Origin of the sequence: Yoonia sp. (assembly GCF_042093035.1) — a bacterium.
Taxonomy (GTDB): Bacteria; Pseudomonadota; Alphaproteobacteria; order Rhodobacterales; family Rhodobacteraceae; genus Yoonia.
This window is the reverse complement of sequence record NZ_JBELFI010000057.1, coordinates 1-15,360: the sequence shown is the minus strand read 5'-3', so window position 1 is coordinate 15,360 and position 15,360 is coordinate 1. Positions and strand designations below refer to the sequence as shown.

The 15,360-nt window shown below is 57.2% G+C and carries 15 protein-coding genes; 9 read left to right on the top strand and 6 right to left on the bottom strand.

All coding sequences use genetic code 11. The features are described 5' to 3' along the window. Positions 1–537: MFS transporter (locus ACFDSS_RS08810; protein ID WP_375255394.1), on the top strand; the 537-nt coding region annotated here is incomplete at its 5' end. A gap of 95 nt (positions 538–632) precedes the next feature. Here ACFDSS_RS08810 and ACFDSS_RS08805 read toward each other — a convergent pair. The 3 genes from ACFDSS_RS08805 to trpA all read right to left on the bottom strand — a co-directional run bounded on the left by ACFDSS_RS08805 (position 633) and on the right by trpA (position 3,105). Then, positions 633–839, bottom strand: a complete 207-nt coding sequence (locus ACFDSS_RS08805; RefSeq protein WP_375255393.1) for a hypothetical protein — start codon at positions 837–839, stop codon at positions 633–635. 185 nt (positions 840–1,024) lie between these two features. Next, positions 1,025–2,188, bottom strand: coding sequence for an L-lactate dehydrogenase (locus ACFDSS_RS08800; protein WP_375255392.1), 1,164 nt, complete (start codon positions 2,186–2,188; stop codon positions 1,025–1,027). A gap of 125 nt (positions 2,189–2,313) precedes the next feature. Next, positions 2,314–3,105, bottom strand: a complete 792-nt coding sequence (gene trpA / locus ACFDSS_RS08795; RefSeq protein WP_375255391.1) for a tryptophan synthase subunit alpha — start codon at positions 3,103–3,105, stop codon at positions 2,314–2,316. 157 nt (positions 3,106–3,262) lie between these two features. Between trpA and ychF the strand changes: the two genes are divergently transcribed. Next, entirely contained in the window at positions 3,263–4,360 is a 1,098-nt protein-coding gene (gene ychF / locus ACFDSS_RS08790) for a redox-regulated ATPase YchF (protein ID WP_375255390.1), read from the top strand. A gap of 548 nt (positions 4,361–4,908) precedes the next feature. Then, positions 4,909–5,616 (top strand): tyrosine-protein phosphatase, encoded by a 708-nt coding sequence (locus ACFDSS_RS08785; RefSeq protein WP_375255389.1) that lies wholly within the window; start codon positions 4,909–4,911, stop codon positions 5,614–5,616. Between the two features lie 7 nt (positions 5,617–5,623). Here ACFDSS_RS08785 and metG read toward each other — a convergent pair whose 3' ends face one another. Together metG and ACFDSS_RS08775 are read right to left on the bottom strand one after the other, a co-directional pair. Then, the gene (gene metG / locus ACFDSS_RS08780; RefSeq protein WP_375255388.1) at positions 5,624–7,336 is read right to left on the bottom strand and encodes a methionine--tRNA ligase; all 1,713 of its coding nucleotides are present in this window, start codon (positions 7,334–7,336) and stop codon (positions 5,624–5,626) included. A 68-nt stretch (positions 7,337–7,404) separates the two neighbouring features. After that, a complete protein-coding gene (locus ACFDSS_RS08775) occupies positions 7,405–8,634 on the bottom strand; it encodes an MFS transporter (protein WP_375255387.1) in 1,230 nt (409 codons plus the stop codon). A 129-nt stretch (positions 8,635–8,763) separates the two neighbouring features. Here ACFDSS_RS08775 and ACFDSS_RS08770 point away from each other — a divergent pair, with 129 nt between their 5' ends. The 4 genes from ACFDSS_RS08770 to ACFDSS_RS08755 all read left to right on the top strand — a co-directional run bounded on the left by ACFDSS_RS08770 (position 8,764) and on the right by ACFDSS_RS08755 (position 12,848). Next, the gene (locus ACFDSS_RS08770; RefSeq protein ID WP_375255386.1) at positions 8,764–9,807 is read left to right on the top strand and encodes an aldo/keto reductase; all 1,044 of its coding nucleotides are present in this window, start codon (positions 8,764–8,766) and stop codon (positions 9,805–9,807) included. Between the two features lie 108 nt (positions 9,808–9,915). After that, on the top strand, positions 9,916–10,830 hold the full coding sequence (locus ACFDSS_RS08765; RefSeq protein ID WP_375255385.1) for a 3-keto-5-aminohexanoate cleavage protein: 915 nt from the start codon (positions 9,916–9,918) through the stop codon (positions 10,828–10,830). Positions 10,831–10,841: 11 nt separating this feature from the next. Further along, positions 10,842–11,342: a lipocalin family protein gene (locus ACFDSS_RS08760; protein WP_375255384.1), complete on the top strand. Its 501-nt coding sequence runs from the start codon at positions 10,842–10,844 to the stop codon at positions 11,340–11,342. A gap of 48 nt (positions 11,343–11,390) precedes the next feature. Beyond that, positions 11,391–12,848 (top strand): carnitine 3-dehydrogenase, encoded by a 1,458-nt coding sequence (locus tag ACFDSS_RS08755; protein WP_375255383.1) that lies wholly within the window; start codon positions 11,391–11,393, stop codon positions 12,846–12,848. On the opposite strand, the gene ACFDSS_RS08750 is transcribed toward ACFDSS_RS08755, so the two are convergent. Next, entirely contained in the window at positions 12,845–13,705 is an 861-nt protein-coding gene (locus tag ACFDSS_RS08750; RefSeq protein WP_375255382.1) for a helix-turn-helix domain-containing protein, read from the bottom strand. The two genes, ACFDSS_RS08755 and ACFDSS_RS08750, sit on opposite strands and share 4 nt — an antisense overlap. Positions 13,706–13,787: 82 nt before the next feature. Between ACFDSS_RS08750 and ACFDSS_RS08745 the strand changes: the two genes are divergently transcribed. Both ACFDSS_RS08745 and ACFDSS_RS08740 read left to right on the top strand, forming a co-directional pair. Continuing rightward, on the top strand, positions 13,788–14,675 hold the full coding sequence (locus ACFDSS_RS08745) for a fatty acid desaturase (protein ID WP_375255381.1): 888 nt from the start codon (positions 13,788–13,790) through the stop codon (positions 14,673–14,675). A gap of 24 nt (positions 14,676–14,699) precedes the next feature. Then, the coding region (locus ACFDSS_RS08740) for an EamA/RhaT family transporter (RefSeq protein ID WP_375255380.1) at positions 14,700–15,360 on the top strand (661 nt) is incomplete at its 3' end.

Below are 15,360 nucleotides of genomic sequence, written 5' to 3'. Positions count from 1 at the left end.
GGGGTTGTGCTGATTGCCTTCATGTCGGAGGCCACCGTCGAGGCATGGTCAGCGTTGCATATCGAGCGCACACTCAATGGGGCCGCCGCGCAAGGGGCGCTTGGTCCGGCAATGTTGGGGATTACAATGGCGATCGGGCGCTTTTCAGGGCAGGCGGTGTCGGAGCGCCTGGATGAATTCACGGTCGTGATCTGCGCGACGATGGTCTCTGCCTTTGGCGCGGCGATTGCGGCCTTGGCGCCCACGCCGCTGGTCGCCTATGTAGGCTTTGGCGTCTTGGGATTGGGCGTGTCGGTGATCGGGCCGATAGGTCTGGCGCTGGTTGGCCGTTTGGTGGCACCGCATTTGCGCACAGAAGCGATAAGCCGTGCCGCAGTCATGGGGTTTTCAGGGTTCTTCATCGCCCCGATTTTGATGGGGTTTCTGTCAGAGGCTTTTGGGTTGCGCTTCGCATTCCTGAGCGTGGCGGGGCTGTTGCTTGCGGCACTCCCGCTGACGATCTGGATCAAGCGATTGCCACAACACGCTGCACGGTGAGCGCATAAGAAAAGGCAGCCGCAATGGTCGCAGCTGCCTTCTATTTCTACGGTCTCACTTGCTCAGAAATTGTCCGCAGTGAGATGAAACCAGTCTTACTGGTTCGCTACCAACAGCAGAGCTGCTGCAAGAACGCCCAGAACGATCAGGCCAGTTGTGCCGGAACCTGCAGGCTCTTCCATCATTGGCTCTTCCATGACGACTGGAGCTTCCATGACTTCGTCGGAAATGCCGCCAGCGAAAGCGGATGTGGACATGACTGCGATGGATGCAGCAGCTGCGATAGTTGTTGTAGTGCGCATAAGTGATACTCCTAATTGGTCTTTTGCACGGGGGTCACGCCTTTAGAAGCGGTAACCGGGTCCAGATGCAGTGTTAGCGGCTCTGTCTGCGTGGTCAATGCATTCTTGTGCCTCGGAGCGATAAACACACCCTATGTGGCTATTTTGCTTTAGCTTTCGGGCAATTTAACATCACATTTAGTTGATTAGGCCCAACGGCCTTCAAAATCTTCGGGGATCAGCAGGATATCCCGGTCCAGATCGTTGACGTCACGGCGCCCGCAAAGCGCCATTGTCAGATCAAGTTCCTTGTGGATGACGTCCAGCGCCGTGGTGACACCTTTTTCGCCCATCGCCCCCAACCCGTTGACATAGGCGCGTCCGATATACGTCCCCTTCGCGCCCATCGCCAAGGCCTTCAGCACGTCCTGCCCGGACCGAATACCACTATCGAGATGCACTTCGACCTTATCACCCACGGCATCCATGATCGCAGGCAAAGCGCGAATTGACGACAAGGCGCCATCCAGTTGGCGCCCGCCGTGGTTGGAGACGATGATGGCATCTGCGCCAAGCTCTGCGGCCTTTCTGGCGTCGTCCGCATCAAGAATGCCCTTCAGGATCACCGGACCGCCCCACATCTTCATCAATTGCGCCACGCGATCCCAGTCAAGGGCATGGTCGAATGCCTCAGCGATCCAAGACGATAGCGATGATGGGTCAGACACCCCTTTCGCGTGACCGATGACATTGCCGAAAGTGCGCCGCTTGGTTTGCAGCATCTCAATGCCCCAAGGCCACTTGGTGGCCAGGTTCGCCATGCTGGCCAATGTTAGCTTTGGTGGGGCGGACAGGCCGTTCTTTAGGTCTTTGTGGCGCTGGCCCATGATTTGCAGGTCCAGCGTAATCACCATGGCCGAACACTTTGCCGCCCGCGCCCGATCAAAAAGGCGTTGCATGAATTCGTCGTCTTTCAGCGTGTAAACCTGGAACCAGAACGGTTTTTCGGTTTTCTCCGCCACATCTTCGATCGAACAGATCGACATGGTTGAAAGCGTGAAGGGGACGCCGAATTTTTCTGCCGCCCGCGCCGCTTTGATTTCGCCCTCGGCGCATTGCATCCCGGTCAGACCAACAGGGGCGAGGGCCACAGGCATCGCCACATCCTGCCCGATCATCTGGCTGGCCGTCGTGCGATTGGTCATGTCAACGGCAATCCTTTGACGCAGACGGATCTTATCGAAGTCAGAGGTGTTTTCGCGGAAAGTCTGCTCCGTCCAACTGCCGCTTTCCGCATAGTCGTAAAACATCTTTGGGGTGCGACGCTTATGCAGGCGTTTCAAATCGGCGATTGTTGTGATGACAGGCATGTTGAAATCCTTGAATTGGTAATTAATTATTACCGATTTTGGCTTTTTGTGCAAGCGCAGAATGCTCACATACGAAAGGCATGAGCAAGCATCGCCTGCGCACCCTGTCCACGTCAGTATAGTATTTAGCCGCGGTGTGTGCCATCCGCGAGGCCGCGCACAAAGGCCAAAACGTCAGCGACGCTTTCACCTGCACCGATCTTCTCAACAATGGCAGAGCCGACGACCGCGCCATCCGCGATCCTGGCGATCTCTTCAGCGGCTTCGGGTGTGCGAATGCCGAAGCCGACAATCACCGGCAGCTCTGTTTGCGATTTGATGCGTGCGACTTCTGGGCCAACCTCGCCTGCCTGCGCGGCTGCGGCCCCGGTAATGCCCGTCACAGAGACATAATAGACGAAGCCAGAGGTGTTCTTCAGTACCGCAGGCAGGCGTTTATCGTCAGTTGTTGGTGTGGCAAGCCGGATAAAGTTGATCCCCATGTTCTGGGCAGGAATACACAGCTCATCGTCTTCTTCAGGCGGCAGATCGACAATGATGAGCCCGTCGATGCCTGCGGCCACGGCATCAACAAGAAACGCATCAACGCCGCGCGAATAGATCGGGTTGTAATAGCCCATCATCACAATCGGCGTTGTATCGTCCTCTTTTCGGAATTCACGCGCATATTGCAGCGTTTTCTCAAGGTTCTGCCCGCCTTCAAGCGCGCGCTGGCCAGCCAATTGGATTGTGGCGCCATCCGCCATCGGGTCCGTGAAGGGCATGCCCAATTCGATAATATCGACGCCCGCTTCCGGCAGGCCCTTTGTGATCGCCAGTCCGGTGTCATAATCGGGATCGCCGGCCATCACATATGCGACGAAAGCTTTCTTTCCTTCGGCGCGCAGTTGCGCAAATTTGGCGTCTATTCTGCTCATCTTGATCCCCTGTTCGCAAGCTTTGGCTGGTTTGGGGCAAGGCGCTCAGAAAATCAATGCCTGCGCGTTGATTTTGCGGATGGCAAGCCGGACAAGGGGCCTTGCGGCATGGGCTGCACCCCCCTAGAAGCGCGGCAAGCATCAAAGGAGTGTCACCATGGGTTTCAAGATGGGTATCGTGGGTTTGCCGAATGTGGGCAAATCAACCCTGTTTAACGCGTTGACCAAAACGGCTGCCGCCCAAGCGGCGAATTTCCCGTTTTGCACGATCGAACCCAATGTCGGTGATGTCGCTGTTCCTGATGCGCGGCTTGATAAGCTGGCAGGGATTGCGGCCTCAAAGCAGATCATTCCGACGCGCATGACCTTTGTTGACATTGCCGGTCTGGTAAAGGGCGCGAGCCAAGGTGAAGGTCTGGGAAACCAGTTTCTGGCCAACATCCGCGAATGTGATGCCATTGCCCACGTGTTGCGTTGCTTTGAGGATGACGACATCACCCATGTCGAAGGCCGTGTCGACCCCGTGGAAGACGCAGAGGTCATTGAGACCGAACTGATGCTCGCCGATCTCGAAAGCATCGAAAAGCGGATGGCGAACCTGACCCGCAAACTTCGCGGCGGTGATAAGGAGGCCGTGCAGCAAGTGCGTCTTCTGGAAATGGCGCAAGCGGCACTCGAAGACGGAAAACCCGCGCGCACGGTGGAGGTCGATGCAGAGGACGCCAAGCAATGGAAAATGCTCCAACTGCTGACAACGAAGCCGGTGCTTTACGTCTGCAACGTGGAAGAGGACAGCGCGGGGTCCGGCAACAGTCAATCGACGCGTGTCGCTGCGATGGCCGCCGCCCAAGGCAACAGCCATGTCGTCATTTCAGCCCGCATTGAAGAAGAAATCAGCCAGCTTGAGCCTGAAGAAGCCGAAATGTTCCTTGGCGAAATGGGGCTGGAGGAAGCAGGTCTCGACCGTTTGATCCGTGCGGGCTACGAACTCTTGCATCTGCAAACGTACTTCACGGTCGGCCCAAAGGAAGCGCGTGCTTGGACGATCAAGCAAGGCACGACAGCGCCCCAGGCTGCGGGCGTGATCCATGGTGACTTTGAACGCGGCTTCATCCGTGCAGAAACCATCGCCTATGACGACTTTGTGGCGCTTGGCGGCGAACAGCCTGCCAAAGAGGCCGGCAAGATGCGCGCAGAGGGCAAGGCCTACATCGTCAAGGACGGTGATGTGATGCACTTCTTGTTCAATACCTAAGGCATTCTTGCATTGATGGAGATACGACCGTTTAGACTGAAGCGAATGGAGCGCGCCTCAGGTTTGCAACCAAGATCCATAGGATCGGGAACTAGCCGGCCCTGACGCTGTCGAAAGAGGCATTGCCTGAAATGGGTGCCGCGCGGTCTCTTGCTCTCTGGGCCGATGGATCACCTGATCTTTGCACGCTCGCTGCAGGATTTGCGTTTGGCATGGTGAATGCACGTCGCTCTTGTCGACGGCAACAAACGCACCGCATTCAAACCGACTTTGTGGTTCTTCACCTTAACGGGATCAATTTACATGCGCCCGATAGGGAGGTGGTCGCGATGTTGGAAGGGCTCGCCGGCAATACGGTGCCTGAAGCCGAATGCGCGCGCTGGCTACGGGCGTATTAAGGTCGCGCAACGCCGCAAGCGGTGATTGTCAGCCTGGCCCGTGAACGCGCGGTTCTTTTTGGGAATTGACGGCGGGTTTGGGGGCAAGGCAAGGCTTGCAATGCGTGGTGCGTTGGTACAGGTAGCGCGAGTTCAATTGGGGTGCCGGGGATGTTTGGCAAATTGCGCAGAACCATCAAAGAAAAAGAACGTGCATTCCGCACGTCCTTTGGGCGCGACATCACCGACCCACATGAGCGCCGAAAATCGCGCTGGCATTTCAACTGGCTGGACCACGGGATTCTGCGCATCTTCTGGCATAACTTTGCTGAGATCGGGCCAGGTGTTTATCGGTCCAATCACCCCAATGAGAGGCGTTTCAAGACCTACGCGGACATGGGTATCAAGAGCATTCTCAACCTGCGCGGAAATTCAAAGCAGTCACATTATCTTTTTGAAGTTGAAAGCTGTGCCGCGCATGGTCTGAGGTTGGTGAACTTCGGTCTCTCGGCACGACGCGCGCCTCCGGCGGAGATGCTGTTGCAGATCCTTGAAGTGTTTGAGAGCATCGAAAAACCGTTTCTGATGCATTGTAAATCAGGGGCAGATCGGACGGGATTGATCGCGGCGCTTTATCTGATGGCGGTCGATAACCAGCCAATAGACGTGGCGCGAAAGCAGCTCAGCTTCCGTTTCCTGCACATCCGGCGGACGTCGACAGGGATTCTCGATCATTTTCTCGATGTTTACGAGGCTCGAAATGTGCAGACGCCGATTGCAATCGCGGATTGGATCCGGTTGGAATATGATCCAGACGCCCTAAGCCAAAGCTTTGCCGAAAAACAGGCCAGTCTTCGTTTCTGGCAAGGCTGGCGCTAGGAACGCCTTAATCGCGGGATCCGGCAAACCGGGCAGCCCAATCGTCACGTTCATCATCGGTGATCTTGCGAAAAAGGTTCTCTGGCACCGTAAATGCATGGCCCTCAGGCAATGCCTCCAGTGCATCTGCCACGTCTGTAGGCCAACTGTTGTCTTCGGTTTGCATCGCATCAATCATCGCCTTGGACGCATCGGGAATGAAAGCTGACGATAGCACCGCGTAAATCCGGATCAGATTGAGCGCCAGGCGCACTTGCATCGCTGCTGTTTCCGGGTCGGTCTTGAAGGTGGTCCAAGGTGCGTTGGCCTGCAGGTATTCATTCCCCAAGACCCAGATTGCACGCAGTTCTGCCGCCGATTTGCGCACTTCCATCGCGTCCATATGGCCCTCATAGGCGCGGATGCGGGTCGTCAGATCGCGCACCAACTGCTCTTCGGCAGGGCCATAAGCGCCACCTTCGGGAACAGCCTGAGAAAACTTGGAGCGACAAAACTTAGTGATCCGGCTAACAAAATTGCCAAGCACGTCGGCAAGGTCTTTGTTCACATCTGTCTGGAAGTTGCCCCAGGTAAATTCCGCGTCCGAGGATTCAGGTGCATGCGACAAAAGCCACCAACGCCAATAGTCTGGCGGCAAAAGCTCCAGCGCTTGGTCCATGAACACACCGCGCCCGCGCGAGGTGCTGAATTGGCCGCCATCATAGTTAAGGTAGTTGAACGACTTGATGTAATCGACCAGCTTCCACGGCTCTTGGCTGCCCAGAATGGTCGCCGGGAAAGACAGCGTATGGAATGGCACGTTATCCTTGCCCATGAATTGGGTATAGGTGACGTCATCGGCACCTTTGTCGGTACGCCACCAGCGCGCCCAGTCAGTGCCCTTACCTGCGTCCTCCCATTCTTGCGCGCAGGCGATGTATTCGATGGGTGCATCAAACCAGACATAGAAGACTTTGCCTTCCATGCCGGGCCAATCCTTGTCGCCGTTTTTCACGGGAATGCCCCAGTCAAGATCGCGGGTAATGCCACGATCTTGCAGACCGTCGCCATCGTTCAACCATTTCTTCGCAATCGACGTGGTCAGGATCGGCCAGTCTTTTTTGCTGTCAATCCAGGCGGCAAGATCATCCCTGAGCGCGGATTGGCGGAGATAGAGATGCTTTGTTTTGCGCACTTCCAGCTCTGTTGCGCCGGAAATTGTCGAATGCGGGTTTATCAGATCGGTCGGGTCCAACTGCTTGGTGCAATTGTCACACTGATCCCCGCGCGCGCTTTCAAACCCGCAATAGGGGCAGGTGCCTTCGATATACCGGTCCGGCAGAAAACGCCCGTCGACGATGGAATAGACCTGCTCTTCGGTGACTTCACATATCAGGCCCACCTCGGCAAGCCTGCCTGCGAAAGCTTGCGTCAGCTTGTGGTTTTGTGGGCTGGAGGAACGGCCAAAGTAGTCAAAAGACAGCCGAAAACCCTCTGCAATCTTGGCTTGGACCTCATGCATTTCGGCACAGTATTCGGCAACGGGCTTGCCAGCTTTCGCAGCGGCCAGTTCAGCCGGAGTGCCATGTTCATCGGTGGCGCATAGAAACAGGACCTCGTGCCCGCGCTGACGCAGGTAGCGGGCATAAAGATCGGCAGGCAGTTGGCTGCCCACCAGGTTCCCCAGGTGTTTGATCCCGTTGATATAGGGAATAGCAGAAGTGATGAGATGGCGGGCCATAGGGTGCGTCCTTGCAGATTTGTCAGCCTATCTAACGGGGTCGCGACATAGATGCCAGATGGTGTCTGCTAGTCTTTGTCCTCTCGGCTGCGTCCAAGCAGGCGACCGATGCCAAAGCTGGTGCGCGGCGAATAGATATAGCGTGTCCGGTCTTCGGGCGATTGGCGCACACGCATCCGTCTGAGGCCAAAAACGACCAGCAGAAGATGCCCGAGGGCGATGAAATAGAACATCGCGGAGGGTCCGAAATAGCCAATCAATGTCGAGGTGGTGAAAGGTGCCGCAATCGCCCCCACAGCAAAAAAGAACATCAGCGCGGCAGATAGCTCGACCCTTTGGTCAGATGTCGCAAAGTCATGGGCGTGCGCGGCGGCCACCGAATAGATGGGGAAAGTTGTTAGGCCAAACAGAAACGCGGCCGAAAGGACGGCAAATGTGCCAAACCCGGAGGACGCCACCGTGACCGCACAGGCGATGATCGCGGCCACCGAGAGCCAGATCATTACCCAGCGCCGGTCGTATTTATCGGCCAGCCAGCCCACCGGATATTGCGCAAGCGCGCCACCGGCAACGAAGGCCGCAAGGAATGAACCGATCTGTGCGGCTGTCAGCCCGACCTCCTGCCCATAGATCGGCCCGACCATGCGGAAGGACGCGCTGGACAACGCAGCCACCAGCACCGCAGCCACCGCCAAAGGCGAACATGCCCATGCAAGCGACGGGCGCAACCGCGTGGCCTTGGGCGTGACCGGTTGCGGCACACGCGTCAGCGCCAGCGGCAAGAGCGATGCGCTGCACAGGATCGTCAGGATATTGTAGGCGATATAGGTCTCAACGCTTGCCAATGCGCCAATCATGAACTGCGCCACAAAGGAGGCGCCAGTGTCGGCAATCCGATAGGTTGCCATTGCCCGGCCGCGGGTTTCATTGGTGACTTTGGCTTGCAGCCATGCCTCAATCACGGTGTAGCATCCTGCAACACAAATGCCTGATCCAATGCGGAAAAATGCCCAGGCATAAGGGTCTATCACTACAACATGGGCGGCCAGTCCGATAGCACCCATAGCCGTGAAAGTGGCAAAGGCGCGGCTATGGCCAACGCTCCCCATCAGACGTGGTGCCCACCAGCACCCAATGAAAAAACCGATAAAGTGCGCAGAGCCAAGAAAGCCGACCTCGGCTTGCGAAAACCCAAGTTCCAACCCGGTCAGCGCATCCAATGGACCGACCCCACCAGAGGAAAGCTGTAAAAGCGCCACTGAGGAAAACAGGGCGGCGAAGGAAATGACCATACGCATAAACCAAACTTGGCCCCCGCGCGGCGGCGATACTCGCCGATAATCGACGCCGCTTGTCGCGTTTGTACCCTTGCCCTTGAAGCTGCGCGCATTAGGGTCTGGCGCGAAGCAGAATTTGAGGCATGACAGATGAAACAACTTCCCCTCGGCCGCACCGACATTATGGTCAGCGAATGGTGCCTCGGCACGATGACTTTTGGCACGCATACACCGCAGGATGATGCGCACCGCCAGATTGATATGTCGCTTGATGCGGGGATCAATTTTCTGGACACCGCTGAGATGTATCCGGTGAACCCCATCCGCACCGAGACCGTGGGCAAGTCTGAGGAAATCCTCGGCAACTGGATCGCAAAAAGTGGGCGCCGCGATGAGATTGTCATCGCGACCAAAGTGTCAGGCGACAACCCCGGCTGGGTGCGTGAGGGGCGCGGTTACGATGGTGCGGTGATCCGCGAGGCTGTGGATACTTCGCTCAAGCGCCTGCGAACGGATGTGATCGACCTTTATCAGATGCATTGGCCGATGCGTGGCTCATATATGTTCCGCCAGAACTGGCGTTATGACCCATCCGGGCAAGACCGGCAGCAGACAATGGATCACATGATGGATGTGCTCGAAGCGCTCGGAGATATGGTCAAAGCGGGTAAGATCCGCAGCATCGGCATGTCCAATGAAAGCGCCTGGGGCATGACGAAATGGATCGATCAGGCAGAGGCGGCGGGCCTGCCGCGTATGGTATCGGTGCAGAATGAATATTCCCTGCTCTGCCGTCTCTATGACACCGATATGGCGGAGATGGCGGTAAACGAGGATGTGACGCTTTTGTCATTCTCGCCCTTGGCCTGCGGTTTGCTGACCGGGAAATACCAAAATGGTGCCGTGCCGCAAGGCAGCCGCATGTCGATCAGCAGCAATCTTGGCGGGCGCGTGACGGAGCGGCTCTGGCCTGCGGTTCAGGCCTATCTCGATCTGGCGGCAAAGCATGATCTGGACCCGGTGCATATGGCGATGGCATGGCAACGGACGCGGCCTTTTGATGTTTCTGCGATCTTTGGTGCGACGACCTCCACCCAGCTTGCGCATATCATCGCAGGCAAGGACGTCCTTCTTTCCGATGCGGTTGTGGATGAGATCAACACCACCCACAAAGACTTCCCCATGCCATACTGAGCGTAGGGTGGATTACGATCCTCCTTACTCAACACTTGGCGCTTGTGCGGTTTTGGATTTTCGGCAAGTGTCTGCTGACGACAGGCGCGATGCAAAGGGGAGATTGCGATGCCACTTGAGATGAACCGTGAGGTCTTTATCACCGCTGCTGTCACAGGGTCGGGGTCGACCCAAGACCGCAGCCCGCATGTACCCCGCGCACCAAAGCAGATTGCCGAAAGTGCGATTGATGCCGCAAAAGCAGGCGCGGCGATTGTGCATTGCCATGTCCGTGACCCTGAAACGGGGGCACCGTCGCGTGATCTGGCGCTTTACCGCGAGTTGACGGACCGGGTGCGGGACGCGCAGGTGGACGTGGTGTTGAACCTGACCGCCGGCATGGGCGGTGATATCGTTTTTGGTGGGACCGAAAGCCCGCTTCCCACGATTGCAGGAACAGACATGATTGGTGCGACCGAACGTGTTGCCCATGTGGCCGAATGCCTGCCGGAGATATGCACGCTTGATTGCGGCACGATGAACTTTGCGGAAGCCGATTACGTGATGACGAACACCCCCGGCATGTTGGTTGCCATGGGCAAGATGATGACAGCTCTGGGCGTCAAGCCAGAGATCGAAGCATTCGATACTGGCCACCTTTGGTACGCCAAGCAACTGGTCAAGGACGGCGTTCTGGAAAGTCCCGCATTGGTGCAGCTTTGCATGGGTGTGCCTTGGGGCGCGCCGGATGATCTCAACACCTTTATGGCGATGGTCAACAACGTGCCTGATGACTGGACGTTCTCTGCTTTTGGTCTGGGGCGCGCGCAAATGCCCTATGTTGCGGCGTCTGTTCTGGCCGGAGGCAATGTGCGTGTCGGCCTCGAAGATAACTTGATGCTGGATCGCGGCGTGCTGGCGACAAATGCCCAACTGGTTGAACGGGCGGCAACGATCATTGAAAATCTTGGCGCGCGTGTCATTGGCCCGCAAGACGTCCGGGCAAAACTGGGACTGACCAAGCGGGCGCCTGCCGCAAAATGAGGGCAGCCGTCATGTTACTGCTGCTGTCGGGCTGTAGCTTTCTGGCGGTTTACCGTGACACCGATGTGCCGATTGCCTCCAAGGCGGTTTTCACGCCTGAACGCTATACGGGTGTCTGGCATGAAGTGGCGCGCTTTCCGGTCCCATTCGAGGCGGGCTGCGAGGGCGTGACGGCAGAATGCGGGTTGCGCAATGATGGTTTGCTGTCTGTCCTCAACATCTGCCGCGATGCCGATGGGAATGAGACAGCGCGGATTGCCGGCACGGCAGAAATTGTCGGCCCCGCGCGGTTGAAGGTACGCTTTGTTACGGTCCCCTTTGTGGCGGCTGACTATTGGGTGCTTTGGACAGACGAAGACTACCAGACGGCGGTCGTTGGCGCCCCCAATGGTCGCGCTGGCTGGATATTGAACCGAAGTCCGGACATCAGGGCCGACCGTTTGGCCGCAGCCCGCCAGGTGCTGGCATTCAATGGCTACGATTTGAGCCGACTGGAGGAGATGATCCCATGAAACATTTGATCTTTGTACAACGCGACCACAAGATCGCAGGTACAGTCTATGGTTGAACGCGCAGCAGCAATCGTCGGCGGTGGCGTTATCGGAGGCGGCTGGGCCGCGCGTTTCCTGCTCATGGGCTGGGAGGTCCGCGTTTTCGACCCTGATCCGGAAGCTGAACGCAAGATCAACGAGGTTCTGGCGAACGCCCGCCGGTCGCTGCCCGGTCTTTCTGACGTCGCGTTGCCCGTTGAAGGCCGCTTGAGCTTCCATGAAACCATGTCATCTGCCGTTGATGGCGTGTCATGGATCCAGGAAAGCGTACCGGAACGGTTGGAGTTGAAGCGCAAAGTCTATCAGACCTTGCAAGAGCATTGCCGGCATGATGCGGTTATCGGCTCATCAACCAGCGGTTTCAAACCATCGGAATTGCAAGGGTGCGCCGCCCGTCCGGGACAGATTGTCGTCACCCATCCTTTTAACCCGGTCTACCTGCTGCCATTGGTCGAATTGGTTCCAAGCGCGCAAACCGACCCCGCAATTGTGCAAAGCGCCAAGGAAATCCTGACCAGCATCGGTATGCATCCGCTCCTTGTGCGCGCCGAAATCGACGCACATATCGCGGATCGCTTTCTCGAAGCTGTGTGGCGCGAGGCGCTTTGGCTTATTAAGGACGGCATCGCCACCACCCAGGAAATCGACGACGCAATCCGTTATGGGTTCGGTTTGCGCTGGGCGCAGATGGGCTTGTTCGAAACCTACCGCATTGCGGGTGGAGAGGCCGGTATGCGCCATTTCATCGAACAATTCGGGCCTTGTCTGGAGTGGCCCTGGACCAAGCTGATGGATGTGCCTGAACTGACGGATGAATTGATCGACAAGGTTGCCGATCAGTCAGATACGCAGTCGGGTCAATATACCATTCGTGAGCTGGAGCGCGCCCGCGACGACAATCTGGTTACAATCCTGCGCGGGTTGAAGGCACAGGATTGGGGTGCTGGCAAACTGCTCAACGCGCAAGACAGACGTGTCGAGGGTGCTGTGCGACTGCCGGATGATGTCAGCCAGCCGATTGTGACGGTGGCGCGGGCGGTGCCGCTTGATTGGACCGATTATAACGGACACATGAACGAAGCGCGATATTTGCAGGCCTTTGGCGATGCGACGGACCGGATGATGGCGCTGGTCGGGTGTGACGCCGCCTATATTGCAACGGGTGGCAGCTACTTCACCGCCGAGACCCATATCCGGCATTTGGATGAGGTCCACGCAGGCGCGCAAATCCGCGTTGAAACGCAGGTCCTCTCAGGTGCTGGCAAAAAGATGCACCTGTTCCACCGCATGTTTGAGGGCGAAAGAGAGCTTGCAACCGGAGAGCATATGTTGATTCACGTCAGTCTTGAAACGCGCCGCGCATCTGAACCTGCCGCTGCGGTGGCCACCACATTGGCGCGTGTTGCCGCTGCACATGCGGCATTGCCCGTCCCAGACGGGGCAGGCAAGGCTGTCGGGGTACGCTAGCGCACCCGCGTGAGCAGCTTGTCAAACAGCGGGGAGATATCATGTCTGCTGAGATCGGTGCTGCGTACAAGCGTGTCGAAATGCGTGGTCAGGGCGGTCACGCGGTCGGTGTCACGGAACACCAGATAGTTCTGTCCGATATAGATCACCGCAAGCAGCGGCCCGAAGATGGTAACGGGGGCCGAATAGATCTTGCGTTTGTCAAAGGGATAGAGCCGCAAAGCGGGATAGAGTTGGTCGTGAAGGTCACGAAAATGGGTCAGTTGATTGCGACGAATGTCGGGCGCCAGACTTGCATATTCACCATGGCCGGCTGCGAAGCTTTCAAGCTCTGACAGAGGCAAGGCGATCTCATAATCTGAACCTGCGCCGCGCATCCAGTCCAGACGGTCGCTGCTGGCGCCAATTGCCTGATCGATCGTTTTGCCAAGTGATGGGGCATATTCCCATCGCAACATTTCCTCGGTCTTGAGCATATCGGGCAGGCGGGCAGGGACATGGCGGATTTTGTAGCCCCGCGCCTCTTGGTGCCACGCGGAGATCTGATCGTCGAACATCGCGCGCGGTGCCTGCGTCATTGCAAAGGCTGACGCCACGAGGTCCACCGCCTGCTCTGGTCTGTCCGACAGCCCCAAAAGCCAATCCGCGCTGACCCCCAATGCCGCCGCGCATTCTGCGACAAGCTGGGCGTTTGGTAAACGCGCGCCCCTATCCTTGAGAAGTTGTGACAAGGTTGAGCGATCAACGCCGGTGCTGCGTGAAAGCGCGCTTTGTGTCGTGGCGTTCTGGGTCATTGCCGTTTGCAGCCTCTCCCGAAAGAGTTTCGCACGGTCACGTTTGTCTATTTTTATCACCATTTTGATATATTCACACAAATTGCGGCTTTTGTGAACTACTGTCTGAGTGGTCGGCAATCCGACCTGCGCCTATGATCGCGCCATGGAATTAAACAAGACGCAACCGCATTCGGCATTTGAGTGGCCGACCCTATTATTGATTTTGGCATGTTACGCGGGTTGGGCCTTTGCGATATGGGTTTTGCCCCTTCCGATCGGCATCTTGGTTGCTGGAATCATGATCGCTCTGCATGCATCTTTGCAGCACGAAGTCATCCACGGTCATCCGTTTCCCGTGCAATGGCTGAATGATCTTCTGATCTGGCCGCCGCTGATGGTGTCAGTGCCTTATATGCGCTTCAAGGCGACCCATTTGGCGCACCACCACGACGAGGTCATCACCGACCCCTACGATGATCCCGAAAGCAATTTTCTGAGCGGTGCGACATGGGCGCGTCTGCCGCGCGGTATTCAGCAGGTTTTGCAGTTTAACAACACGGTTGCTGGGCGTTTGTTGATCGGACCCGCCATTGGCACGATTGCCTTCTTCTTGTCCGAGTGGCGCGAGAGATCAGTTGAGATGTTGCGCGCTTGGCTGCTGCATTTGCCGGCCGTTGGCATGGTCATTTATGTCGTTGCCATATCGCCCATGCCGCTCTGGGCCTATGCGATATCTGCTTATATGGGCATGTCGATCCTGAAACTGCGCACCTATCTGGAGCATCAGTCCCACGAACGCGCGAGCGGGCGCAGTGTCATCATCGAAAAAGGTGGCTTCTTCGGGTTCTTGTTTTTGAACAACAACCTGCACGTTGTTCACCATATGCACCCACGGGTCGCATGGTATAGGTTGCCCGCCCTCTATCGTGCCCGAAAAGAACACTACCTGCGTCGCAATGGCGGCTATTTCTATGCGTCTTATGGCGAAGTCTTCCGCAGGTATTTCCTCTCCGCCAAAGACAGTGTCGCGCACCCGCTCTGGCGGCGGTAGGCGATTGCGGTCATAGGTGGGGGCATGGAGCTTTGGATCCCCATCACCATTGGCGCTGCAACCGCGCAAACGCTGCGGTTCATGCTGCAAAAGCGGCTCAAGGGCATGGCGCTTTCGACAGCGGGCGCGACCTTCGCGCGGTTCATCTATTCCTCGCCTCTGGTCGCGGTTATCGCGCTTGTTTACGCCACAAGTTCAGGCCAGGGGCTGCCGCAATTCCCAGCGGCGTTCTGGCCCTACGCTTTGGCGGGCGGGACATCGCAGATCCTTGCAACCATGTGCGTGGTGGCCCTGTTCAGCCACCGCAATTTTGCTGTCGGGATTACATTCAAGAAAACCGAAGTGCTGCTGAGTGCCTTATTCGGCTTTCTGATCTTGGGCGACCAATTCACACTGCCGACAATCGCCGCGATGCTGATCGGATTGGTCGGTGTCTTGCTGCTGTCTGATCCGCCGGGCGGGGTTGGGCGGTGGCATCAACGCATATTCAACCGGGCTACAGCGCTCGGGCTTGGCGCGGGGATCTTGTTCGGTGTCTCAGGCAACGGGTATCGTGGCGCCTCTCTGTCCCTGGCTGACGGCGACGTATTCTATCGCGCCATCATCACACTGGCATTGGTGACAGCGTTCCAAACCTTGACCATGGCGCTATGGCTGGTCTGGCGCGAAAGGGGTGAGGTCATGC